The organism is Paraburkholderia aspalathi (assembly GCF_900116445.1).
In the GTDB taxonomy this organism is placed as follows: Bacteria; Pseudomonadota; Gammaproteobacteria; order Burkholderiales; family Burkholderiaceae; genus Paraburkholderia; species Paraburkholderia aspalathi.
On sequence record NZ_FPBH01000004.1, the window covers coordinates 345,773 to 369,777 of the forward strand.

At 58.5% G+C, this 24,005-nt stretch carries 21 protein-coding genes and 1 pseudogene; 18 read left to right on the forward strand and 4 right to left on the reverse strand.

What is annotated here, in order from left to right; genetic code table 11:
• Positions 1 to 98 precede the first annotated feature (98 nt).
• The 3 genes from BM438_RS09020 to BM438_RS09030 all read left to right on the forward strand — a co-directional run bounded on the left by BM438_RS09020 (position 99) and on the right by BM438_RS09030 (position 4,403).
• Complete coding sequence (locus tag BM438_RS09020) at positions 99 to 2,396, forward strand: SNF2-related protein (RefSeq protein WP_093633918.1); 2,298 nt, start codon at positions 99 to 101, stop codon at positions 2,394 to 2,396.
• A gap of 119 nt (positions 2,397 to 2,515) precedes the next feature.
• The gene (locus BM438_RS09025) at positions 2,516 to 2,881 is read left to right on the forward strand and encodes a DUF3085 domain-containing protein (protein WP_093633919.1); all 366 of its coding nucleotides are present in this window, start codon (positions 2,516 to 2,518) and stop codon (positions 2,879 to 2,881) included.
• Positions 2,882 to 3,206: 325 nt separating this feature from the next.
• Complete coding sequence (locus BM438_RS09030; RefSeq protein ID WP_093634071.1) at positions 3,207 to 4,403, forward strand: carbon-nitrogen hydrolase family protein; 1,197 nt, start codon at positions 3,207 to 3,209, stop codon at positions 4,401 to 4,403.
• A 9-nt stretch (positions 4,404 to 4,412) separates the two neighbouring features.
• On the opposite strand, the gene BM438_RS09035 is transcribed toward BM438_RS09030, so the two are convergent.
• Entirely contained in the window at positions 4,413 to 4,739 is a 327-nt protein-coding gene (locus BM438_RS09035; protein WP_425270730.1) for an HU family DNA-binding protein, read from the reverse strand.
• A gap of 338 nt (positions 4,740 to 5,077) precedes the next feature.
• On the opposite strand from BM438_RS09035, the gene BM438_RS09040 reads away from it, so the two are divergent.
• From BM438_RS09040 to BM438_RS09075, 6 genes are all read left to right on the forward strand, one after another.
• Positions 5,078 to 5,269, forward strand: a complete 192-nt coding sequence (locus BM438_RS09040) for a hypothetical protein (RefSeq protein WP_093633921.1) — start codon at positions 5,078 to 5,080, stop codon at positions 5,267 to 5,269.
• 138 nt (positions 5,270 to 5,407) lie between these two features.
• On the forward strand, positions 5,408 to 5,821 hold the full coding sequence (locus BM438_RS09045; protein WP_244179306.1) for a hypothetical protein: 414 nt from the start codon (positions 5,408 to 5,410) through the stop codon (positions 5,819 to 5,821).
• Positions 5,822 to 7,002: 1,181 nt separating this feature from the next.
• On the forward strand, positions 7,003 to 7,875 hold the full coding sequence (locus BM438_RS09050) for an isocitrate lyase/phosphoenolpyruvate mutase family protein (protein WP_093633923.1): 873 nt from the start codon (positions 7,003 to 7,005) through the stop codon (positions 7,873 to 7,875).
• 231 nt (positions 7,876 to 8,106) lie between these two features.
• A complete protein-coding gene (locus BM438_RS09055; RefSeq protein WP_093633924.1) occupies positions 8,107 to 8,307 on the forward strand; it encodes a hypothetical protein in 201 nt (66 codons plus the stop codon).
• A 35-nt stretch (positions 8,308 to 8,342) separates the two neighbouring features.
• Positions 8,343 to 9,695 (forward strand): amidase, encoded by a 1,353-nt coding sequence (locus BM438_RS09060; RefSeq protein WP_244179327.1) that lies wholly within the window; start codon positions 8,343 to 8,345, stop codon positions 9,693 to 9,695.
• 1,798 nt (positions 9,696 to 11,493) lie between these two features.
• On the forward strand, positions 11,494 to 12,771 hold the full coding sequence (locus BM438_RS09075; protein ID WP_093633927.1) for an extracellular solute-binding protein: 1,278 nt from the start codon (positions 11,494 to 11,496) through the stop codon (positions 12,769 to 12,771).
• Between the two features lie 331 nt (positions 12,772 to 13,102).
• On the opposite strand, the pseudogene BM438_RS46965 reads toward BM438_RS09075, so the two are convergent.
• Positions 13,103 to 13,272: pseudogene (locus BM438_RS46965) on the reverse strand (IS110 family transposase); the annotation flags it as partial.
• A gap of 492 nt (positions 13,273 to 13,764) precedes the next feature.
• Here BM438_RS46965 and BM438_RS09080 point away from each other — a divergent pair.
• The 3 genes from BM438_RS09080 (at position 13,765) to BM438_RS09090 (ending at position 17,032) form a co-directional block, all read left to right on the forward strand.
• Positions 13,765 to 14,673, forward strand: coding sequence for a LysR family transcriptional regulator (locus BM438_RS09080; protein ID WP_208620632.1), 909 nt, complete (start codon positions 13,765 to 13,767; stop codon positions 14,671 to 14,673).
• Positions 14,674 to 15,203: 530 nt separating this feature from the next.
• Positions 15,204 to 15,710 carry an ABC transporter ATP-binding protein gene (locus BM438_RS09085; protein ID WP_093633929.1) on the forward strand — a complete coding sequence of 169 codons (507 nt, stop codon included), beginning with the start codon at positions 15,204 to 15,206 and terminating at the stop codon, positions 15,708 to 15,710.
• Positions 15,711 to 15,766: 56 nt separating this feature from the next.
• On the forward strand, positions 15,767 to 17,032 hold the full coding sequence (locus BM438_RS09090; RefSeq protein ID WP_093633930.1) for an extracellular solute-binding protein: 1,266 nt from the start codon (positions 15,767 to 15,769) through the stop codon (positions 17,030 to 17,032).
• 90 nt (positions 17,033 to 17,122) lie between these two features.
• On the opposite strand, the gene BM438_RS09095 is transcribed toward BM438_RS09090, so the two are convergent.
• Positions 17,123 to 17,407, reverse strand: a complete 285-nt coding sequence (locus BM438_RS09095; protein WP_093633931.1) for a hypothetical protein — start codon at positions 17,405 to 17,407, stop codon at positions 17,123 to 17,125.
• Between the two features lie 97 nt (positions 17,408 to 17,504).
• Between BM438_RS09095 and BM438_RS09100 the strand changes: the two genes are divergently transcribed.
• From BM438_RS09100 to BM438_RS09120, 6 genes are all read left to right on the forward strand, one after another.
• The gene (locus BM438_RS09100) at positions 17,505 to 18,656 is read left to right on the forward strand and encodes a M24 family metallopeptidase (RefSeq protein WP_208620633.1); all 1,152 of its coding nucleotides are present in this window, start codon (positions 17,505 to 17,507) and stop codon (positions 18,654 to 18,656) included.
• Positions 18,657 to 19,040: 384 nt separating this feature from the next.
• Positions 19,041 to 19,316, forward strand: a complete 276-nt coding sequence (locus BM438_RS46150) for an aminotransferase class I/II-fold pyridoxal phosphate-dependent enzyme (RefSeq protein ID WP_244179307.1) — start codon at positions 19,041 to 19,043, stop codon at positions 19,314 to 19,316.
• 58 nt (positions 19,317 to 19,374) lie between these two features.
• Positions 19,375 to 19,596, forward strand: a complete 222-nt coding sequence (locus BM438_RS46690) for an aminotransferase class I/II-fold pyridoxal phosphate-dependent enzyme (RefSeq protein WP_279630545.1) — start codon at positions 19,375 to 19,377, stop codon at positions 19,594 to 19,596.
• The gene (locus BM438_RS46695; protein WP_279630540.1) at positions 19,596 to 19,871 is read left to right on the forward strand and encodes an aminotransferase class I/II-fold pyridoxal phosphate-dependent enzyme; all 276 of its coding nucleotides are present in this window, start codon (positions 19,596 to 19,598) and stop codon (positions 19,869 to 19,871) included. Before BM438_RS46690 ends, BM438_RS46695 begins: the two co-directional genes overlap by 1 nt.
• A gap of 419 nt (positions 19,872 to 20,290) precedes the next feature.
• Positions 20,291 to 21,439, forward strand: a complete 1,149-nt coding sequence (locus tag BM438_RS09115) for a porin (protein WP_244179308.1) — start codon at positions 20,291 to 20,293, stop codon at positions 21,437 to 21,439.
• Positions 21,440 to 21,612: 173 nt separating this feature from the next.
• Positions 21,613 to 22,446 (forward strand): phytanoyl-CoA dioxygenase family protein, encoded by an 834-nt coding sequence (locus BM438_RS09120; protein ID WP_093633934.1) that lies wholly within the window; start codon positions 21,613 to 21,615, stop codon positions 22,444 to 22,446.
• A gap of 899 nt (positions 22,447 to 23,345) precedes the next feature.
• Here BM438_RS09120 and BM438_RS09130 read toward each other — a convergent pair.
• Positions 23,346 to 23,927 (reverse strand): transposase, encoded by a 582-nt coding sequence (locus BM438_RS09130; RefSeq protein ID WP_208620634.1) that lies wholly within the window; start codon positions 23,925 to 23,927, stop codon positions 23,346 to 23,348.
• Between the last annotated feature and the right edge of the window lie 78 nt (positions 23,928 to 24,005).

Here is a 24,005-nt window from a genome sequence, read left to right on the forward strand (position 1 = left end):
CACAAGCCGCATCCGCGGCTCTCTACATTCACCCCAACCTGCGGGACTCACGCATCCCGCCAGGGGAACGTGCGACCCGCGTCTTATGGAGACGCATCATGGAAGATCTGCAACCCGCTGTCGTCGATAGCAACGCCATTGATGAAGACCTGGTGCCCGGCGATCAGTCTCGAGACGTAATCGCGCTGCCGGACTTTATCGCGAACTTTGGCGCAGGCCTGCTGGACGCCGTCCGCCAGCAGAATCCGTCGATCTATGACGGCCACCGTCCACCACGCTGGGACGCATTGCTCAATGAACTTTCGCGTCCACCATTTCCCGCGCAACGCGAAGTCGTCCACGCGATTACGACGCTGCTCACGCAGCACGCGCCAGGCGGCGTCATCAATGCAGAAATGGGCACGGGAAAGACCTTGATGGGGATCGGCGTCGCAGTCCTGCTGCATCACGCCGGTTATCCGCGCACACTGGTCATCGCGCCACCGCACCTCGTCTACAAGTGGCGACGCGAAATCAGAACGACGGTGCCGGGCGCGCGCGTCTGGATTCTCAACGGCCCCGACACCTTACGCAAGTTGCTTCAGCTGCGTGTCTTGCGTTCGAAGCCGGACGTGCCGGAGTTTTTCATTCTCGGTCGCGTGCGCATGCGCATGGGTTTCGACTGGAAGCCGGCCTTTGCCCATCGCGTCGCCACGCTCGACATGGAAACCGACGCCGTCACCCGCGTCTTTGCCTGCTGCCCCCGCTGCGGCGAATTCGTTTGCGATGAGGACGGCAATCCAATGACGCCCGCCCTGGCGCGGCCAGCACTCAACGAAAAGCGCCGTGCCTGCAGTTGCGGCGAACGGCTGTGGACCCTCGCGCCGAAAGGCCAGGGCACACGGACAATGCGCGAGCTGGTGAAAGGCGCGCTGTTGCAGATGCCAACCGTCGGCGAGAAAACCGCCGAGCGGCTGCTCTCGCGCTTTGGCGAATCGATGCTGGCCGACATGCTGCAGGATAATCTGTACGAGTTCATCAATCTGATGGACGACAGCGGTGAGCTCGTTTTCTCGGACCGGCAGGCGAAGCGCATGGAACGTGCCCTCGCCCACACTGAAATCTCGTTCGGACAGGGCGGCTATCAGGCCTCGGAGTTCATCAAACGGTATCTTCCCCAAGGCTACTTCGGCTTGCTGATCGCAGACGAAGGCCACGAATACAAGAACGAAAATTCTGCGCAGGGACAGGCCATGGGTGTGCTGGCCCGCAAGGCCTCGAAAACGTTGCTGCTCACCGGCACACTGATGGGTGGTTACGCCGACGACCTCTATCACCTGCTCTATCGGCTGCACCCCGCCATGCTGATCGACGACGGGTTCAATTACAACAGCAACGGCTCAATGGCAGCGGCGACGATGGCCTTCATGCGCGAGCATGGCGTGCTCATCGATATTCACAGGCAGGTCGATGAAGGGTCGCACCGCACGGCGAAGGGCGACCGGAAGAGCGTCTCGACGGTGAAGGGACCGGGCTTCGGCCCCAAGGGCATCATGCGGTACGTCGTGCCCTATACGGCCTTCCTGAAGCTCTCGCAGATAGGCCAGAACGTCTTGCCACCCTACGACGAATCGCTGCTCCCGGTCGCAATGACCGACGAAATGGCGGCCGCCTATCGTGCACTCGAATCGACGCTGACGTCGGAACTGCGAGCCGCGTTACGCTGCGGCGACAAGAGTCTGCTCGGTGTGGTGCTTAATGCGCTACTCGCATGGCCGGAATGCTGCTTTCGGCCCGAACTCGTGCGTCATCCGCGCACGAAGCGCATCCTCGCCAGCGTGCCCGCATTGCTGCGCGACGATCAGCCGGGTCCCAAGGAAGAAGCGCTGCTGCGACTCGTGCGCAGCGAACTGCTCAATCGCCGTCGCACGCTCGTTTATACGACCTATACGGGTACGCGGGATACGTCGGTGCGACTGAAGAATCTCTTCGATGCGGTCGGTGTCAGGGCATCCGTTCTTCGTGCGAGTGTTGCTGCTGAAAAACGCGAAGACTGGGTCGCAGACCAGCTCGAGCGCGGCGCCGAGGTCATCATCACCAACCCGGAGCTGGTCAAGACGGGTCTCGATCTGCTCGAATTCCCGACGATCGCTTTTCTTCAGTCGGGCTACAACGTCTATACGTTGCAACAGGCGGCACGCCGCAGCTGGCGGATTGGTCAGACGCTCGACGTCACGGTGCGTTTTCTCGGGTACGAGGGCACCGCCCAGATGCGGTGTCTGAAACTGATGGGGCAGAAGATCGCCGTCTCGCAATCCACTTCCGGTGACATGCCGGAATCCGGTCTCGACATCCTGAATCAGGGCGGCGAAAGCATCGAGGTCGCCCTCGCGCGACAGCTGGTGAATCAGGAATAGCCTCGCTCATAACTCATCTACCTGAACCCCTGCACTGCAGACGGCGGAGCTGATAGTCCCTGCGCCATTCAGCAACCACTCAGCTTCGCCAATTCCCTAAACTTCTGGAGGTATGCAGCATGATCCTGTTTCCTGCTTCAGAACTGCGCCCGGTCCTCGTCGAAGCCCGCACGCTTGCCTGCCGGGTCATCCTGGTCAAGGACCACGGCGTCTACATGATGTCGGAGAAATCCAGCCCGTCGCGTGTTACGTCGCGAAACGGCGAATCCCGCCTCATTGCATATGCCGTTGGTTGCAGTCCCGAAACGGTGCCATTCGATGAATGGTGGAGCCTCGCATGTACCGAATTCGGCGGAGACGACTTTGCCGAATATTTCGATCACGACGCCGCCATTTTCGACCGTGTTATTGACGACGGCTGGAGCCTGGAAATTCGCGCAGACGAACATCACCTCTATCTTGATGTAGTCCTACGCGATGCCTGACGGCCTTCAGACACGAGGAATCAACAGGCGTCGTCCTGAAGCCCCTGTTCTCGCAAACGAACAGGGGCATTTTCATCCCATCCGATCAACCTGCGCCTCCGCTTCCCGCCGTCTGGAATATCGACGAGCAATTGCTTCAACAACAAAATGGCCACCGCATATCGTTGGTTCGATCGGCCCGACGGGTCAACAGCGCGATTCCACTTGCGAGGAGTCCTCCTGCTGCGGGGGGATTCCGGGTTACCGCGGGCTGCTGATGATGCAAAACACCGAATTTTCTGCTTCGCCCCAAGCTGCACCCACAGGACGTCAACACCCGTCGCGCGTGGCCCACACGCTTCTTGCGGCAGGGATTGGAACGGCGGTCGCACTGACTGCCTGGTATCCCGGGCACTACGCAATCGCGCTGCTGGCGTTGCCGGCCGCCTGGTCGAGGTTGCGCAGCCAGCTCGCTGCCTTCATGCTTTGGGCCAGTTATTATCTTGCCGGCGCACGCGACATCCCGATGGTATGTGCCCGGTTCTTCGGGGGCTACGACGAGCTCACGCGGCCGACCGCGCTCGCGCTTGGCGTGGTGCTGTGGGTGCTTCAGGCCATCGTGCTTGCGTCGCCCTGGGTCCTTCTCAAACCCGGTCGCTCGCTTTACGATCGCAGTCCCGTCTGGCGCGTGGTGGTCGCGACATTGGTCGTCACTGTTCCGCCGGTCGGCATCATCGGGTGGCTATCGCCGCTCCACGTGGCGAGCATGCTTTATCCTGGATGGCGATGGGTTGGCATGGGCCTGGGCATGGCTGCGCTGTGCGCCGCCGCCATGCCGCGAGCGTGGCCCTGGACGCGGGTCACGTGGACGGCACTTGTATGCCTTTCTGTCTGCGCACATTGGCAGTTCGTCTCTGCGGCACCGCCTGCCGGATGGATCGCGGTCGACACAGCACTCGGTCGCTTTGACCAGTCCAGCTACACACCGCTCTACGAACGCAACGTGCGGCTTCAGGCAATAGCCCGGCGTGCGTTCGCAGCAGGGAACATCGTCGTGATCCTCCCGGAAGAAATCGCCGGTTTGTGGCGCACTTCGACGGCGCTCTGGTGGCGTGCCGATATCCAACGCATGCGCGCCACGGGCCAGACACTCGTGATCGGGATGGACGTCGCCGTGAAGACCGTGCCGTTCCGGTACACCGACACCGCGATCATCACTGGTGCGGGGCATGGCCGTGTCAATAGCCGGCAACCTGTACCGCTCGCGCTATGGCGCCCGGGAGGAGCAACCAGTGCCGTCCCAGGGAGTCTCGCGCAACCGTATCCCGTTATCGCCGGTAAGCGCGCGGCGATATCACTCTGCTACGAGGATCTGCTGTGGTGGCCGCACTGGCGCACATTAGTTGAAAAGCCGGATGTCGTTATCAGCCAGTCGAACGGCTGGTTCGACGGCGACCTTGCGCTGTCGCGCATCCAGCAACAGGGGATCGTGTCGGTGGCGCGTCTGGCGGGTGCCCCGCTGTTACGCGCCACGAACAGGTAACCGGGCTGCTTACCTGCTTCCGTTGACCGCGTCCTTGAACGCCTTGCCAGCGGTGAACTTCACGGTGTTTGCCGCAGCGATGCTGATTTCCTCGCCCGTCGCCGGATTGCGGCCCGTACGCGCGGCGCGCTTGCCCTGACTGAACGAGCCAAACCCGACCAGTTGCACCGTCTCTCCCCTGACCACGGCTTTCGTGATTGCGCTGACGACGGCATCGATTGCCTCACCCGTGATGGACTTGCTCGAGCCCGTAGCCGACGCAACCGCATCAATCAGTTCCTGCTTGTTCATTACCTTCTTCCTCTTCGTGGAATGACATCCCTGGTGGCTTCCCATACGCTGGGTACCTTGCCGGTAGCGTCCGAGATACGGATTGCGTACCCTATCGCGAAGACGGCACGCACGCAAGTCCGTCCGGGCGCCATAGCACAATGGGCGCGTCGCCGCGGTATCGATCGCGCCGCGCAAGTTTCAAATCAGTGAGTTCGGTTCCACGACAAAGGGACAGCGATCCCGGGTATCAGCGGATGCGCCCATCCTCGCATGGTCGGCTCCCAGCGTCTTACGGGTATTCCTCCGGTTCATTTATTCCGGGCGTCGCCAGGGTCTTGAAAACCAACAAGCAGTCGCCATATTGGCTTTCCGATCACCTGGTCTGCCGGACGGCACCTCACATGGATTACCAAGTCAGCTACGAGCACAGCCTGAGAACCGATCCCGACGCGTTCATCGTACGGGTGCCATCGCAGCGCGTGGAAGGCATCCCAGACAATCTTCTCCGGGATCTCCTGCCCGATTACATTACCGAGCTCATCCTCCAGCGCTCACCAGCAATCGGAAAGATTCGAAACCTTCGAATTCTTTGACAATCAGGCTCATCCGGCCGGTAGGTATGGACCGCCGCACGCGCAGGCTGTCTCAACCGTCGCCAGCTGCACCAAATATTGACCAATCAAATGAGTCGGAAGTCTTCCTCGCGTTCTCGGCCGCCGCTGGGCAAAAGCATGCTGTTGCCGCTTCCGCTTGCCCGGATCCGGTCACTTTCACTCGAACATCATCTCGCACTGGAAGCCATCACCAGCGGCCACGGGAACGTCGATTTGCTGGTATGCCTGCTCAAAGCCGTCTATACAGCCTGGTATCTTCGGGAGGAAATGCCCGCAAGCGCCGGCAGCCGACCCTTCCAGCACGCGGAGGCCGCGCTTGAACGATGTATCGCCAGGGCCGAGCGTGGCGAAGCCTGGGAGATGCTTGATGCGGATAAGAGCGCAATTGAAAAAGTTTTGTTACTTCATGACAAACAGCTCGCGACGGTGCCCGCTCATCGCTTTCTGATGGCGCTCGATTCGCTTAACCACCTTGCCGTTGGGGGACTGAAATCACCGATCCCGCCATTGACGTGCTCCGACCAACATTAGGCTGAACGAACCTCTCCGCCGAGGTTTGCCCGGAGACTTGCTGCAGGTGGTCCTTGTTGGATGATGCCTTAGCCCGGTCATTGAGCGGACTACCGTAAGCGATACCGAGGATTCCTCCCGCCTGTTCCCGGTATTCGGCGGGCCACATTGGAACATCAACATCACCCTCGAATAATCTTGAAGGCCGCCCTTTTCAAAGCACCATTCAAGACAACATCGTTAGTTTTACTGAGTTAATGCATGACCCTGGCGGCAACACGCGGAGCCACCATCATCCTCCGAATTTGTGATATCAGGCATAGCTTTACGACGTAATCCGTCTCCGATCCAATTGCTTCGGAGCCTAAAGTAGACATTACGGCCATGCTGTCGAGACTTTGATGGTTTTAAGGCATTGAAACGCCCGGCGGTTAAATGATCGCTCCGGCTCCCGAAAAAGCTCACCTTCAATAGAAACGCGTCGGCGGTCGGCGTGTGCGCGCGCCCGAGATTACGCGAAGGCGCAGCGCAGACTTCAGTGGCGAAAGCGCAGCACCACCTTGTCAGCACGCTTCAGGTGCTCTGCTGCCCCTATCGCACGTGACGACGTGGGCGACGTGCCACAACAACCAGGTATTTTGTTGCGCCCAGATCGGCTGCCAACAACGATCCGCGAATCCTCGACATGATCACCGCTGCCGGCCGAGGTCGTCGATGATCGGCTGGAAATCGAACAGGTATGCCCTCCGTTCAGATCCACCTATCCGAATGTTGCTGGCAGTGGCTGACGCAGCATTCGAATTGTCCCCAGGGATTGGCGTCTCGAGAGACGACATCTACGATCCACCGGAACGACCAACTGCTGACGTGCCACTCGTCGGTCGACGCGGGCCGGAACAATATCGGGGCGACGATCAGATCACCTTCAGTCGGGCATTCGCGTCATGGCTGAGGAACGCATGCGCTGTTTCAACGCATCGTCGCAATTGAAGTGTCGACACCGCACACGACGCCAGTTCGAGTACCGGGGGCTGAACTTCATCGCGAAATCCGATGGCTGCGGCCCGTTTACGCGATACCCAAGCTGGCGGACAGCCGGTACCTCCGTTATTGTGGATGTCCAGCATCGACGCCTCTCGACGGCAATACGGCTCACGCCGGTTGAAGCCGCCAATGGCTAGCCCTATCTGAAAGAGATCCCTATGAGCAAAGCAAGACAGCTTCGAGATCGCATGGCCGAAAGCGGCCTGGTACATATCATGGCAGCACATAGTCCGCTCTCGGCCATTCTGGCTGAGGAAGCCGGTTTCGATGGACTCTGGGCATCCGGCTTCGAGCTTTCCGCGCTGTACGGTCTGCCGGATATGAGTCTGATTTCCATGACGCAGCATCTCGAAATGCTGCGCGCGATCGCTGGCCGATCTTCGCTGCCGATCGTAGCCGATATCGATACCGGCTACGGCAACGCCTTGAATGTCATTCATGCGACCCGCGAGTACGAAAAAGCAGGCACCGCAGCCGTCGTGATCGAGGACAAGACCTTCCCGAAGGTAACTAGCCTTGCCGCTGATGGCCGCCAGGAACTGCTGCAAACCGAGGAATTTCAGGGCAAGATCGAAGCCGCCGTCTCCACCCGCAGCGATCCGGATTTCCTGGTCATCGCCCGTACGGAAGCGCTTATTGCAGGCCAGGGTGAGGCGAAGGCGCTGACTCGTGCCATGGCCTATGCCGAGGCCGGCGCTGACATGATCCTGATCCATTCGAAAAAGAAAGACCCTGCCGAGATCGAGAGCTTCTCGCGGGCATGGAAGGGACCGGTTCCCCTGACCATCGTCCCGAATGCCTATCCAGACCTTGACGCCACCCGCATTCGCGCGCTCGGCAACATCAAGATGACCATCTACGGCAACTATGGTATCCGTGCCGCGACGACCTCGATGCAGGACACGTTCCGGCGAATCATTGCCGATGGCGGTGTGCAGAACGTCCACAAGGACATCGTGCCGGTGGAGGAAATCTTCCGCCTCCAGAAGATGGATCAGGTCAAGGCCGACGAAAAGCGGTTCCTGAGATAGGGGATGCCACGCGGCTGACACCCGTTGCCAATAGCGTGCCTGCCGCCTTCGCACCCCTGCCCTGCGGACTGAATGCTTTTCTCAGACCCAAAACATAACCGTTCGGTGGAGCGCTCCGCTCTCGGTTATCTTATCTACCGCGCCGGCTATGCGCGCAGCTTTGGCATGGCTGACGCTCATTAACAAACTTAAGCAAGATAACACGTGGTGCTGCGATCCCAGGACGAAGAAATGGATAAACTCCGACAGTCAGAAACGAATCCGGTGAATGACGACGCCGAGATCGCGGTTTTTCTCGCTCGTCTCGGTTTGTATGGCGCGTGGGAGAAAAGCCCCGACCGTTGGCGGGAGGCTTACCAGTTCGGCCGCATGCATGCGGAGCGGCTGGACTCGCGGCCGTCCACCATCGACGAACTCATGTGGGGAAAGTAATGAGCGCGCGACCAGACGAGTTGGCATTCATGCCGATGACTGCTGTTCGAGATGCAATCGCAAATGGGGACCTATGTCCCCTGAATTACGTGGATCATCTTCTTGCTCGGATCGAGGAGCTAGACCAGTCGATCCACTCGTTCGTAGCCTGTGACGCCGACCGTGCTCGAGACCGAGCACGGTATCTGCGAGATATGCGTAAGCGTTCCGACGGACATTCGTCAATCGGGCAACTGTTTGGCGTTCCGTATGCCGTCAAGGATATCATTGATGTGAAAGGATACCCGACCACAGCACAGTCGCGGATTATGCCCGCAGGGCCAGCTTTTACCAACGCGCCCGTGATCGATAGGCTGGACGCCTCCGGCGGCGTTTGTCTCGGCAAACTCGCCTTGTACGAATTTGCGATAGCTGGTAGTCCGACGTTTGATCTCCCCTGGCTCCCGGCCAGAAACCCGTGGAATCTGAATTATATGGCTGGCGGTTCATCGAGCGGGTCCGGCGCGGCTCTTGCTGCAGGACTCGTTCCACTCACCATCGGAACCGACACGGGCGGCTCAATTCGCAGTCCTTCAATGATGAACGGAGTTGTTGGTCTAAAACCCACGCATGGAAGTCTCGACATGAGTGGCGTGTTCCCGCTTGCGCCATCGATGGACACGGTCGGCCCGATGGCCAGATCTGTTACGGATGTATTCGAAGCGTTTAGCGCCATGACGGACATGAGCGCAAAAGGCGAGGATCGCATTCCAGAAAGGTTCACCCTGGGCATAGTGCGCCATTTCCACGAAACGGATCTTCCGTGTGACATATCGGTTTCTCATGCGATAGAAAAATGCGTTGCCGTTGCCAACTCAGCGGGTTGGGCTATCAATGATATCAACCTGTCGCCGTTACGCAGTTTCGAGTCTGCGGGTAGGGTTACGATGATCGCTGAAGCGTTCGCGATTCATAAGGGGTGGCTCTTGGAGAAGCCCGACCTTTACGGCGTGAATGCGGCAGAGTTTCTGATGAGCGGCGCGTTCATTTCATCGGAAGAGTACCTGCGTGCTCAAAACATCCGCCGCCGTTTGACGCAGGAGATTGAAGATGCGCTTGAACAGCATGACGCCCTGCTAACGGCCGTAAGTACAATTCCACCTTGCCGGATAGACGATCCGGACGCAATGCAGCGATTGGCCGCGGCATCAGTGCGCATACCCGCCAACGTAACGGGACATCCGGCTGTGGCTATACCGACCGGATTATCAGGCGATGGTCTCCCCGTCGGCGTACAGCTTATCGGTCGCAAACACGACGAGCGGAAACTTTTGCGTATCGCAGCCGACATGGAGCAAATGCTGGGCTTCACCTCAAAGCACCCTTATCCGAACGGAAGACGGCGCTGACTTCGAATCAAGACGGCAAGAATTGCTATCTCGACGTGCTAAGGCCGAGCGGATTGTAAACCTGCGCGCATGATGATCTGAGCCGACCCGGACTTTATGATCATCGCGTGAACCGAAGCACTGATTGCGGGCCTCTGTGAAGAGGAGGCGCTAAAGCGAGCTAACGCGTGCACCGGTGCCGACATGATTCCTGATCCACCCGAAAAAGCAAGATCCTGCCGAAATCGCGTGTTTCGCTCGTGCCTGCAACAGTCACATCCCGCTCGTGCCCGTACCGAACGCCTACTGGAACTCGACGCGGGCCGCATCAACGCGCCGGGCAACGTCCTGATGGTCATATACGGCAGTTATGGAATCCGCGCGACCGCAACCGCCATGCAGGGCGTCTTTCGACGCATCCGTCGCCGACAGTGGCGTACAAAATGTCCACAAGGACATTATTCCCGTCGAAGACGTCTTCCCTCTGCAGGGTATGCAAGCCGTCTCACGCTTCTTGCGCTGAGGCTACTCACGAGAATCATAGGAAAACCATCGAAACGTTGACAGGTTGTATGGAACGGGATTATGGCTACGAGGGCTACAACATTCATGTAGCCGTGCAGGCATGCGCGTCGATGAAACCGCGCAAATTTCAGATGCCCGACTTCGGATTTACAGCGGTCGTCACCATCACGCGATCCGGTAAGCACATACCTGTCTTACCCGAAATATACGTGTCGGGCCGCGACGGGCGGTTCTTCGCAAGCGTGGCCGACACGTTGTTTGCGGCAGGTACCGCTGGTCAGCGAGCCATCGATGATCTGTTGCGGCCATAGAGAAACGCCGAAAGTGGGGCAAAGTCGCTGAAGACAGTCAATTCCATGCGTCTTGCGCGGAATACTGCGCCCGCAATTTTGCCCCTTGTCGCAGCTGACAAGACTCATGCAGAGCCCGCCACACACGTGGCACCGCTCCTGTCACATCGCTTGGGACAGTCTGCAGCAGGTGGATGGCAAGCACCGGAGTGCGACTACGGTGGCGCCGACCGGATGCGGTAAGCGGATTAGCTCCAGCGGCTCGCCACCGAGTCCGACGACGGTCGAATTCCGTGAGCTCTGCAGCGGCCGCGCCGTCGATGAACTTCATGCCACATACGATTTCAGCCCTGCAGGATGGTGCTCACGACGGCGCGCACTGCCTCGAGTGACACTTTCGGGAGAGACCGCGCAAAAACGAGCCGCCGCAAGTATCTCCGCTTGTACTTACGACATCGCATTGTTCGATATATGTCATCCCGCTGTCGCCGATCGCCGCCAAAATTCTGAAAGAAGGACAGGTCATCCATCACGCTACGGTGCCGACTGGCGGCCTGCCATCCACGTCCAATTTCATGAGGAAATTCGATGACTGCAGTCTCGACCATGAGATCCGAAAACGCGGCGCCCGCGTTGCGCGGAGTCTGCCTCGATATTGAGCAAAAAATTCCTTACGCCGCACGGAAATGCGGCTACCGCAAGTGGATCCTGCTGCGCGATCGCGCAAGCCGGAGACGAACTACCGTGGCCCGACGCCGGCGCACATCGTCGACAGCCTCAGTCCAGGCGACGCGACGTCCCCATGATGCTCTGGTCCTGCACGCTCTGTCTTTATATGACCGCCACGCCTCACTCGAGAATGACGCGCGTGCAACTGCGGTCCCTTTATCGCTGTCGCCGTAGTCCCACTCCTGCTCGGCTTACGTATCCGCCAGCGCCCAAAAGTAGCCGTCAATAGACTGGCGGCAAGCACAATCAAGAACACCATACTGGAAAGCAATTTCATGCGTACAACACGCCGTTCATTCCTGATGTCGAGCGCCGCGGCAGTGGCCGCACTTGCTTTACCGCCAGTTCGCGCTGAGGCTGCCTCATCCGTCCAACTTTCAATCGGCCACGGGGAGCCACTGTACCTTGATATGCTCAACGCACTGGGAGCGGCGTTTCACGCCGAACACCCAGATTTGATAGCGAAATTTGTAACGGACGGCGACGATTGGGATCCGCTGCTGCAGAACACACTGCGTGAATCGATTGTTGGGGCTCTGCCAGATATCACCTGGCAATCCCTTACTTATGCCTCGATCCTCTCAAAGCGCGGGATCGCTCAGCCTCTCAACGGCGTTGCCGGCGACGTGGATGCGTTCGAAAAACTCGGGATCCCCCGTATCCTGATCGAAACCACCCAGGTAAACGGCAAGCTCTTCGGCGTCCCGTTCGGAACGACCATTCCCGTTGTCTACTACAACATGAATCTGCTGCGCAAGGCCGGTTATCAAAAAGCTACCCCGCCAACAACGTGGGACGAGATCATTGAGGTCGCGAAGCGGGTCACAGCCCTCGGTGAGAAAATCAACGGCGGCTACATCGAATACGCTGCGACCAATGCTTGGATTTTCCAGAATTTACTGGCTTCCCTTGGCGGTCGAATGATGAATGCCGAACAGACCAAAATTGCCTTCGACGGCAAAGAAGGGCTTGAGGCATTGCAGATTCTCGCCCGTTTCGGTCAGGCGAACAACGTAGACATGACGGTGGCGCAGTCCAGACAATCGTTCAACGCGGGCATGTCGGGAATCCAGATACGCACGGCAAGTGGCATCAATTCCGTTGCAAAGGCGGCCGCTGGCCATTTTGAACTTCAGATCGGCGAACTTCCCGTACCGAGTCCAAATGGCCGCCTGGTTGGGGCTGGCCATGGGTTCTTCATGTTTGCAAAGAATCCGGATCGACAGAAGGCCTCCTCGGAATTTCTCAGGTTCGCCGCGCATGAAAAAGCGCAAGCGATTCTCGGCCAATATACCGGCTACCTGCCTGTTTGCCTATTGACGCCAAAAGACCCGAAGTTTCTGGACCGGTACTTCGAGGCTAACCCCTACCATCGGTCGATTGTGAAAAATCTCGCGATTACCGGCGACCAGTTCTCATTTCCGACTGTCAACAACGTGAAAATCGTCGAGATGATGGCGGAGGAAATGAGAAAGGTCGTTACGGGCCGCGAGAAACCCCAGGATGCGCTCGCCGCAATGGCCTCTCAGACCCGCAAATTGCTCGAGGCCTGAGCCGGTACAGCGTGTGTAGGCAAGGCAATAGTGTTTAGCGCACATCGATCTGCTCCGGTTATATTCGTACAGGGACTCCTGCCCATGAGCAAGATCGGTTTGCATTTTGAGGGTCACGGCGGCGTCCATACGTTCGGCTTCTGATGTGCTTGCTGCTGCACGAGCCATCATGGAAATTTCCGCGCTTGCTCCTCATCGGCCTTCTGGCTCCGTCCTGCAGCCGTCGGATATACCAGGATCTGCACGCGCCGATCCGACCGGTTCGCCATGCTTGCCGCTTTTTGCGCAATCGCGAAATAAATACAGCAATACTCGATATCTGTTGCCTGTACGCAACTCGGAAGCAGCCGCTACCTGTCAATGTTGCCCAGGCAATGCGCGCCGTCTTGTTCGCCAGGGCGATTGCAGCAATGCTCACATGGCGGCGTTGCTCGCTGCCTTGATCCAGCGACTGTGCCGATCGTCGCGACGGTTCACGAAGTGCATGACCGCGCGGGCGCCCGATCTGATGCAGGAAGTCGTCGGCGGTATATTGCGTGTCATGGTCCGCGCGCAGCGTCAGGCTCCGTTGCGGCCAATCGCCCACTGCAGTCTTTGACAAATCTGTTAAATCAGTTCTCCAAAGTTATAACTCAGGCGCGCAGCATGTTTTCCGCGGTTCGCCAGATTCAGGCGCGGGCACGCACACATTCTGTCTCGATCGCAGCGTTCCTCGGTGCGTACCGCGCGTTGTAACGGCTGAGATCTCCTACCATCAATTCTGCAGCCATCGCTCATCTCGTGGACACGGGTGCGGTTGGGCGGCGATCGTGTTGCCGACCAGTCGGGAACGCGACCCTCCTCGTTTTTTGCCTTCTCAACCGGCGCACGTATTTCGGGGGATCAACGGCAACGGGATGACATGTATCGAACAATGCGATAGCATCGCCGCGAATGTCAACGCGTTCGCCTTCAATCGAGTCGTTCGGCGGATTTAATTCAGGGAGTGTCGTAGTGTCAAACGAAGATGACGAGTTGTCACTGAATGCTGTAAGGGCCTTCGTGCAGATCGCCCGCGACCGCAGCGTGACGCGGGCAGCCGAGAGCCTTGGCATCACCCAGAGTTCAGTCAGTCGGCACCTTGCGGTGCTGGAAACTTATTTCGGCGCAAAGCTCGTCGAGCGGCGCGGTCGTCGCAGCGACCTGACCGAATTCGGTCGCCTGTTCGGGGAGGCCGTAGCTGAGCCGCTGGAAACCATTCTGTTCACCGCCCAGCGCATGCGGCGGCGCGACCACAATGCGGCCAACCGGCTTGTCGTGCGCACCTCGCTGTCCACCTTCGCCTATACGCTGCTCATTCCCAACCTTCAGCACTTCTCGCGCGAGATGGGTGGAGCGCTGGTTGACGTCACGACGTCGCTGTCCATGCCGTCTTCGACGGATGGGTTTGACGTGCTGCTGACGCGGGATCTCGTGCTGGCTGAGCCCTCGGACCGCTGGGATATTTACGATGAGCAGTTGGTCTGTGTCGGCGCGCCCCAGAATATTGCGGGCCGCAGCCTCGATGCCGTGAGCGCCATACCGGTGCTCGCCATCACCTCCAGACCGGATATCATGCCGACGTGGCTGAAGGCGATGGAGCTGAAGGCCTCCGATATCCTCTGTGGCGCACGTTACGATCACCACTATCTGGCGTTGCCGGCCGTCACCACCGGGCGGTGCCTGCTCGTGGCCCCAGAGATCATCGTTGCCGACTTGATTCAACAGGGTTTGCTGGAGGTGCTGCCCGGCTCCCGTACACCGAGCGGTATGCGCTATCGCGCCTATGCCGCCGACCGCAGCCGTAGCCCGGACCTCGCGCACGCCTTCTGCCGCTGGGTTGCCCAACTGTGTAAGCGGATCGGGGCGCCGGCCCGGGAGTGACACGACACTGAATGCTCAGTATCAGCAATGATGGCCGACATTAGGTTGAAGGGCAGGCAGACGTCGATCGCAAGGTTGCCGAAATAGACGGCGGCCATTCCTCGTCTACAGACCTCGCGCCGGAACTGCGAATTCACCGACGTAAGGCCGCCAGCGTGCGCCTCCGGAAGATACATCCACGGTCAATGCGAAGGGCAACTCCGAACGGTCTTCGCAAATGATTGCCCCCAAGCGTCGGCCCAATATCGTGCTCCCATCGCTTCAAAGTTTCTTGTGCATCGAGGCGGGCGCGTTGCCGCAAGCCGGCTACGGCGCGGCACAACGCCGGCGGCGGGCCGACGCAGGTGGCGGATCATCGCAATTCGCCGCAATAGTATCGAATTTTTCGATGAACGTCATCCCGTTGTCGCCGACTGCGCCGAAAATCAGTGCGGTAATCAAGAGAGCAACTTATCCGGGTGGGGCGTTACCCACGGGCCGGAATTGCGGCCGCCGTCTGCCCGGTCGCTCTCCCTTCAAGAGGAAAAACGATGGCTGCAGTTTCAATGGCGGGAATCTCCAAACGGTACGGCGCGACGCCCGTGTTGCGTGACGTTTCCCTTGAAGTAGGAAAAGGAGAATTCCTCACCCTGCTCGGCCCCTCTGGCTGCGGCAAGTCCACGTTGCTGAGAATTCTCGCCGGACTCGAGGTCCAGGACAGCGGGTCGATGTCGATCGGCGGCCGCGTGGTCGACGGCCTGCGGCCCAAACGGCGCGACGTCGCCATGGTGTTCCAGTCGTATGCGCTCTATCCCCACTTGACCGTCGCCGCAAATATGGCGCTGCCGCTGCGCATGCGCCAGCTCTCGAGCTGGCAGCGGTTGCCGCTTGTCGGGCGCATTCTGCCTGGGACCGCTGCAGGATGCGCCGACATCGAGCGTGAGGTGACTCGCACAGCCAAAGCGCTCAGCATCGGCCATCTGCTCGCTCGGAAGCCCGGCCAGCTCTCCGGCGGTCAACGCCAGCGCGTCGCCATGCCGCGCCGGTCACTTCGATAAAAGCCACGCGATCCGGCAGGGCTAAGCTTCAACGCCACCGGACAAGGAACCCTCAGATGAAACGAATACTATTGTCGGTTATTAGCGCCATCTGGCTGATGGCGTTTGCGCCCTGGTTGCATGCCGAGCCGATCACCCTTCACCTGGCCTATGCTTTCCCCAGTCGTGACACTCTCTTTCTGGAACCGATTGCAGAGCAATTCATGAAAGATAATCCAGGCATAAAGATCAAACTGGAAGGCAATGCCACTGACTGCCCCGCGCTTCTTCAGCAATTGCTTCGGTACTCGGTGACGGGCGCACTGCCGGATATGGTTTCCTCGGTCTGCTACACCGACATGCCTATCCTCGCAGAACGGGGTATCCTGACGCCTTTGGACGATCTCCTATCGAACGATCCTGATTGGAAGAATGTCGGCATTACGCAGAGTTCGCTTGGCACAACCACTGTGAAAGGTCGCGTGGTGGCGGTACCGCAGTCCGTCTCTTCCAGCATCGTTTTCTATAACATGAGTCTGATCAGGAAGATTCGTCCCGACCTGGAGAACCTCGATCTGTCGTGGGACGAACTCCTTTCGATCGCGGCCAAGCTACAGAAGGCAGAACTCGGCGTGATGCCTTTGTTTTTCCAGTACTACGACACGGACAACTGGTCGTTCAATAGCCTTGTTTCCAGTTATGGCGGCGATGTTTTCACCAAAGACGGCAAGATCGGCTTCGACTCGCGGGCTGGACGAGACGCGCTGGCACTGCTGCGACGGTTCGGTGAAACCGGCATGGTCGACATGACCCCTGAGCAAGCGCGCCAGGCATTCGCATCCGGGAAAATCGCCATCTATTTCGACTCAACATCCAGATTGCAGTCGCTGATGGCCAACGCGGGACCGACTATGGATATCCGTACGGGAGTATTCCCGCAATCGGCTGCCGATGGAAGGTTGGCGCAAGGCGGCGGCGGAATGGCCATCACGACGAAGGATCCGGCAAGGATCGCCGCTGCCTGGAAATTCCTGAAGTTTGCTTCCGGGCCAGAGGCGCAAACGTTGATCGTCAAAACCACCGGCTTCGTACCGGTCAACGCTGTTGCCGTGCGGGATTCCGCGTATCTTGGCGCCTACTACAAAAAAAGACCGGCCATGCTTGCCGCAATCCGCGAGCTGCCACGCGTCAAGGTTCAAAACCCCTATCCCGGTCCGAATGCCGCGCAGATCATGATCGTCATCCGTGATTACCTGCAACGTGTGGTGACATTGAAGCAGACACCTGAAGAAGCCCTGCCCGGGATGGTCCGCGAGGTCACGAATCTCCTGCCAAGACCCTGATCTCCACGATCGGCGGTTTTCGTCTCTCGATGTTCGAGAACCGCCAGCAAAACCTGCCTGGAGAAAGAAAGGTGCAATGGTCGATGAAATCTACTCGCGGCAGGAAATCCTGCGATCAATCGACAATGCGGTCGAGAGCCATTTTGTTGCCGAACTTGAGGCGAGCATCGTTACGTTCAGCCGAAACGGCAACACTTCAAGGGCTATTGCTTCTTTTCCGCGAAGGAGAAGGCACGCGAACTTCATGGTCTGCCTGTCGATATCCGCACGAAATATCTGGAAGAAATGGTAATGGTCGTCGAGGCACTGCAGGCCGCTTTTGGTGCGAAGAAAATGAATGTCGCATTCTTCGGCAATTCTTTTGGTCATGCGCATTGGAACGTATCCCGCGTTACGGCACTGATCCGCTTCCGGGAGACTCTATCTGAACCCTGGATCGCAAGTTAATGAAGTCGCATTAGAACGAGGATACATGATGGACCGCAATCCCTTTTCCGAAGCTGAAATAGCCGGGCGCCTTGCCAGGCTCCGCACCTTGCTTGCGGAGCGCAATCTAGACGCGGGGGTCTTCGCTTCTCCCGAGAACGTCTTTTATCTCACTGGCCTAGACCACTGGGGATACTTTACTCCACATTTGCTTGTCGTCGCGCACGAAGGCCTGCCTGTTCTGGTCACCCGTGCCAATGAGAGATCGACGATCGAGAACCGGGTGAAGGCAGCGGAGTTCCGCAGCCACTCAGATAGCGAAACGGCGGGTGACGTTGCGGCGCGGGTGCTGACCGATCTCGGGTTGGCCAGTAAGCGGATCGGCCTTGAATACTGGACGGCTGGTATCAGCCATGGGCTTGCGCTAGCGCTTCAGTCGCAGACCGACGCCAAATGGAGCGACGTTTCCGGTCTGGTCGACAAGATGCGGCGAGTGAAAAGTGCCGAGGAGCAAGCCCTGATGCGTCGGGCCGCCAAGGTGACGGACGCCGCTGCTGGCGCCGCGATTGCGGCGATCTCGGACGGTGCCTCCGAGCAGGACGTCGCTGCCGAGTGCATGTCAGTGATGATACGCGCCGGAGGGCATGTTCCGGGCTTTGGACCTTTCATCCGTCCAGGCGCGCGTCTGCGCGAAGTGCATACGACCTGGGGCGATGGCGTTTATCGGAAAGGTGAATCCGTGTTCATCGAGCTATCCGGCTGCGTCTCGCGCTACCACGCGCCGCTCGGTCGGCTCGTTCACATTGGCCACATCAAGGACGAAGACCTTGCGATGGCGGAGCTGAGCGCCAAGGCGTTCGATGCTGTTGTCAAGGCGCTACGTCCCGGTGCGATAGCACGCGAGGTTTTTGCCGCCTGGCGAGCTGTCGTCGACGATGCGGGCCTGTCTAATTACTATCGGCAGCAATGCGGCTATCTAATCGGCGTCGGTCAGCCTCCGTCATGGACCGGCGGCAATTCGGTGATCGGGCTCAGACCCGACTCCGAGATCGTCATCGAGACTGGGATGAGCTTTCACATCCTCTCATGGCTGATGGGAACCGGGCGCGGAGACGACTTCGTTTCCAACACGGTTCTCCTGGGTGATGGCGGCGCTGAGCTGCTCACCCTCACGCCGGCCGGCCCGATCGTACGCTAGGAACGCACCATGGCGCTCAGGGTTATGGCCGCGACTACATCACACGTGCACTGTGGACCCTGCTGTCCCCTTCTTTGGTCATTTTGCTTACTGCGCCTGCCATCTCGGTCGTCGAAGACTGGCTTCGCGACAGACTGGACGCCATGGTATGACCGGTCACGCGTCCGACCTTCTGCGCTGAAAGGCGCGGGATGGGGAGAAAACCGCATGCTGCGCGCCTGCTCCATCCTGTTAGTACCACTTCTCATGCGGTTTATCTCACCTATCAAACGGACAGATTTTCGCTCCAAGACAGATATCGTTAAATGAACAGTCCTACCTCTGGCGAGTCGCCATTTGTGGCACAACGCGTACTGGATGCCAAGCTTTCTGCAACGAAACGCAATGACGCGCCCGACCAACCAGGTGAAACTGGGGGGTCGAGGCATCATTGCGCTCAGCCAGGGCGAGCCTGAATTCCCGGCTCCCCAACATATCCGCGAAGCGGCCAAATCCGCTATCGAGCACAACCAATTTCGCTACACCGACGTTGCAGACACGCTTGCTCTTCGCGAAGCGGTCATGCGCAAATTTGAACGCGATAACGGTCTGAGCTATCACCCAGACCAGATTCAGGTTGGTCGCGAGCGAAGCAGTTGTTGTGCAACGCGCTCCAGGTGACGGCCAATCGGGCGCCAAGGTCGTCATAACAACGCCCGCGCGGGTCTCGTACCCCAGGATGGTTCTGGAGCTAGCAGGCGGTGAGCCCGTCATCGTCATCGTGCGTTGCAGGGCAGTCACCGGCTTCAAGATCACGGCGGGCGAGCTGGAAAAAGCCGCCAGGCCACGAACGAAGTGGTTGACACTGAATTCACCGACCAATCCGAGCGGTGCTGCCTTCAGTTGCGACGAACCGACCGCCTTGGCCAAAGCATTACTGCGCCCCCGTCACGTATGCTGATGGCCGATGACATCTACGAAAAAAACCTCTATGCCGACACGCCGTTCGCCACCCCCGCCGCCGTGGCTCGCGAACTGGCCCCACGCACGCTCACCATCAATGGCGTATCGAGGGCCTACGCGATGACAGGCTGGCGGGCGGGGCACCGGTGCCAGCCCCTTGCGCTTATCAAGGCGATGAACCTCGTGCAGTCCCGATCAACGTCACATGAATGGGCATTCCGCGTTGAGCGACACTTCTTCTTCCGACACACGTGCTCCTTCCGTATCCGTTGAAATTAAACGCAGGCGATCATCGCTGTTTGCGCAGCCGTTATCGCATTTTGCGATAGACGTCATGTCTCTGCCGCACAGCAACCACAAAATCCCTACCAGTGATCGACGCTAAGGCGAGGGACAGAGTGCCATGCATCCGGGTCCACATGAGATGCCCGCAAAAGACCGTTTAGAAATACGACAAGAGCAGTACGCTCTTCGGGACGCTGGAGATCCTGGTCGCGGGCTGAATTTTGATCCGGTCTCTTTCTCAATTTGGTAGTTGGTCAGTTCTTAAGCGTGCGGGACGTTGCATTAATTCAGTCTAGTTTTTTTTAACTAGGATTCCTTATCATATCGATCGGGTGAATTGGGAGAACGAAGTGAGGATTAAGAGTGGGTACTGGTTAGTCGCAGGGACACTGGTTGCCGGCATACCGGTGGCAAAAGCGCAAAGCAGCGTCACCTTGTATGGGATCGTCGATGCAGGTGTGTCCTACATCAACAATGTCGGTGTGGCGACGGCGGCAGGCGCTGCGGGACGGCCAGTTCGGTACCTTAACAGCTCGCGTTTCGCGTTTAACAGCGGGGGGGACTACGGGAACCGGTGGGGCCTGACCGGAAAGGAGGATCTCGGCGGCGCCCTCTCGGCTGTTTTCCGACTGGAAAACGGGTTCAACATCGGCACCGGCGCGCTCAAGTCCACAGGAATCCAGTTCAACCGGCAGGCATTTTTCGGCCTGTCGAGCACAAGCTACGGCTCGCTGACCTTCGGTCGGCAATATGAAGCAATCACTGATCTCGTTGAAGCGTATGGCCCCGCTTTTGTGGGGGGCATCGGTACTTATGCAGGCGACGTATCAAACTTCGATAACAGCATTCGCGTCAACAACTCCGTCAAGTACCGCACTCCTCTCTATGGTGGTTTCAGCGGTGAACTGCTATACGGTATCGGTGGAGCGCCTGGCTCACTGAACACCAACAGTACGTTGAGTGCAGGCGTAAATTACGTGCAGGGCCCAATTGCCGCCGGCATCGCATATTTGCGTCTGGACAATAGTGGCGCCACGACCAATGCGTGGTCAGGCTCTGCGGACGGCAACTTCGGCTCGTCCGTGACGGCGGGTTACGCCGGGGCGCGCCGCGTGCAAATCGCGACCGCTGCTGCAAACTATACAATCGGCGCTGTCACTCTCGCTGTGAACTATGGCTACACGGGATACCAGCCCTCCGTGTATTCATCGTTCAAGCGATCGGTCAGCTACAACTCGGCTGGCGTCGGTGCCCGCTATGTAGTTAGCCCTGCACTAACGTTCGGTGGCAGCGCGACCTACACCATCGGGCAAAGCGTGGCGGATGGCGCCTCCCGGCCCCGCTATCAGAACGCGGGCCTCGCGGCATGGTACAACGTCAGCAAGCGGACTGGCTTCTATGTTTACGGCGGCTATCAACACGCGTCAGGCTCCACGCTGGATGCCTACGGCAACGTGGTCGCCGCCACTGCATCGATCGGAGACGCGGCCAATGGACTCTCATCAGGATCTGGTAATCAGGTCATGGTCAACATCGGAATGTTCAACAAATTCTGATCCGGCAGGTCGCCACGTTGTCACCAGAATCGCATCGTTTGGTGCCAGTGAATAATCTCTGGCGGCTCGTGCATGCGCGGCGAAGCGGCCAATTTACAACGCTGCACCGCGACAAATGTCGCGAGTGCAGTTCTTCGAGACCAAATCCTTTAATACCGCCAAGGGAATGACAAATGCCAAAAGTGTTGAGTGATGTCCAGGTCGAGCAGTATCGTACCGAAGGATTCGTTTGCCCAATTGACGCCCTTTCTGTCGAAGAAGCCGCCGAAATTCTTGCCCGTATGGAAGACCTCGAAAACAGGGAGCCCAACCTTTGGGCACGATCGAAGGTAAAACCGCATCTGCTCATGCTGTGGCTCAATGAGCTTATGAGGAATCCGACGATTCTCGACGCAGTCGAGGATGTGCTTGGGCCAGACGTCATGGTATGGGCTACCGGTCACTTCGATAAAAAGGCCGCCGATCTGGGCTTTGTTTCATGGCACCAGGATGGAACCTATTGGGGTCTTTCCGAACCGAGCGTTGTTACAGCGTGGGTTGCGTTGACGCCCAGTAACCGTGAAAACGGATGCATGAGAGTGATTCCGGGCAGCCATCACCGAGGTCAATTGCCGCACATGGACACTGAAAATAAAAATAACCTGTTGAGCAGAGGGCAAGACGTCCAGGTTGAGGTCAATGAAGCGCAGGCCGTGGATCTTGAACTTCAGCCGGGGCAGTTCTCTCTGCATCACGTCATGCTCGTTCACGGCTCGGAGCCCAATTTCTCCGAAACCCGGCGTCTGGGAATCACGATCAGATACGTCGCCGCGCATGTGCGCCAGACATCCGGTTTCAAGGACAGTGCTACCCTGGTCCGCGGAGTCGACAAGTTTCACAACTTTATCGCCGAGCCTCATCCCAACTCTGACTTTGATCCGATTGCAGTTGATTTCTACAACGAGATCGTAGCAGAGGTCCGCAAACGCAAAAACACGATCGCGACGGATTACCAGAACAATCGATAAGTCAGGCAGCAGCACGGCGCCTCACCGTTGCGCTTGATTAAGAGGCCAAGATCCGGGTGACGATGTAATAGGGATCGCTTTTCATTTTTCTGATAGCGTGACTGGAGGCGTTTCGAGCACCCGGCGCTGATAGTCATATAGCGGACCTGCCCCCGTTCCGGTAGAACGGCTGGCGTGGAGCCAGGTGCAAACCCACCGACTTGACGCACAGGTAGGGCCGGCATGAACAGTTTCGTGGAATCGGCCTGCACTCGAATGAAGGAAGGCTATCGGGTACATCTGGCGAACCCCGCGGCGATCAGGCAGTACGAGGGACCGAATTACAGTGTGGACTTCACCGATGCCGCCCATCTCGCGCAACTGCTGCGTCTGGGAGTTTTGGCGAAAGGCTATATTTGCCCGGCAAAGCAACGGCCGGTGCGGATCTTTCGCGCAAGAGGATGCAACTGGTGCGGTTCCGCACGGCCCAGATCCTTGCGATAGAGAACCTGTTCTCACGCCAGACGGGTGGATAGTTGCAGGGTGAACGGGTCAAGCGTCTGGGATGAGACGCTGGTTCCCGGATTCGGTTTTGCGTCCGATGTCGCGCTCGCGATGCAGGCCAATCTAGCAGTCATGCAGACGCACCGAGCATTCTGTAGAGATCCACGCGTACATCGAACGAGAAGCCGTTTGACTGTCTGTTCCGGCGACGCGGGGCAGGCAACGGAGTGCTCGCCGGCGTCGCATTTGCATGTAGTCGTCGGAGCACGAGTTCAATACGTTCGCCGCACTGCCTCACCTGCGTTTGATAAAAATTATAGAGTGCAAGCGCCTGTGTTAGTTCGAACACATGTTCGTCGTGGTAATTACCGACCAGTGCATCGCGAATCGTTTCGATCTATGCCTTGCAGCGGACGTCACCATGTTGGGCCAGTTCGTCCGGATTGCGTTCGCCGGCAATGATTGAGCGGATGATCTTTATGCCGGTAGCGCCAGTGACGTCCTGCACGACATGATGCAGTTGCAGGTTCATCTGCAACAACGCTTTCTGCATGTGCCGGATATGTGCTGCGGCATACTCGAGAATGCCGTTCGCGTTGACGCAGATAGGAGCGTAACGTCGCAATAACATGCCGGGGACGGAAGCTGGCCCGCAGCAGGCCGTACGCTTTAGCCTCTGCAGCCACTGGGCGTCCGCTGGCGTCAGTCTTGCGGCCGGGCACGTTCCGCACATGCCGGGCATTGAACAGCACCATCTCGAAGCCGTACGCTTCCAACACTTCGAAAGCGGGAATCCAGTAAGCACCGGTCGACTGCCACTGCGCGAGTTGGTGAAGCTCCTGCGTAAAGCTGCCAAATGACCGGACCGGTTCCGGATCCCATTCCGGTCCAACTGCGACCACATGAGACTTCGCGCCGATGTCGATGGCCGCAGCATGAGGATGTACTACCGTAATCGATGCGCCGCTGCTGGCGCTTTTGGACTTCGTCGTCTTCATGTCTGCCTCCGCCTGGGGATGGCCAGAGAGCGGGACAGTGGAGTAGATCGTCTTCCTGACCAAGGCACTTTCGAAGCT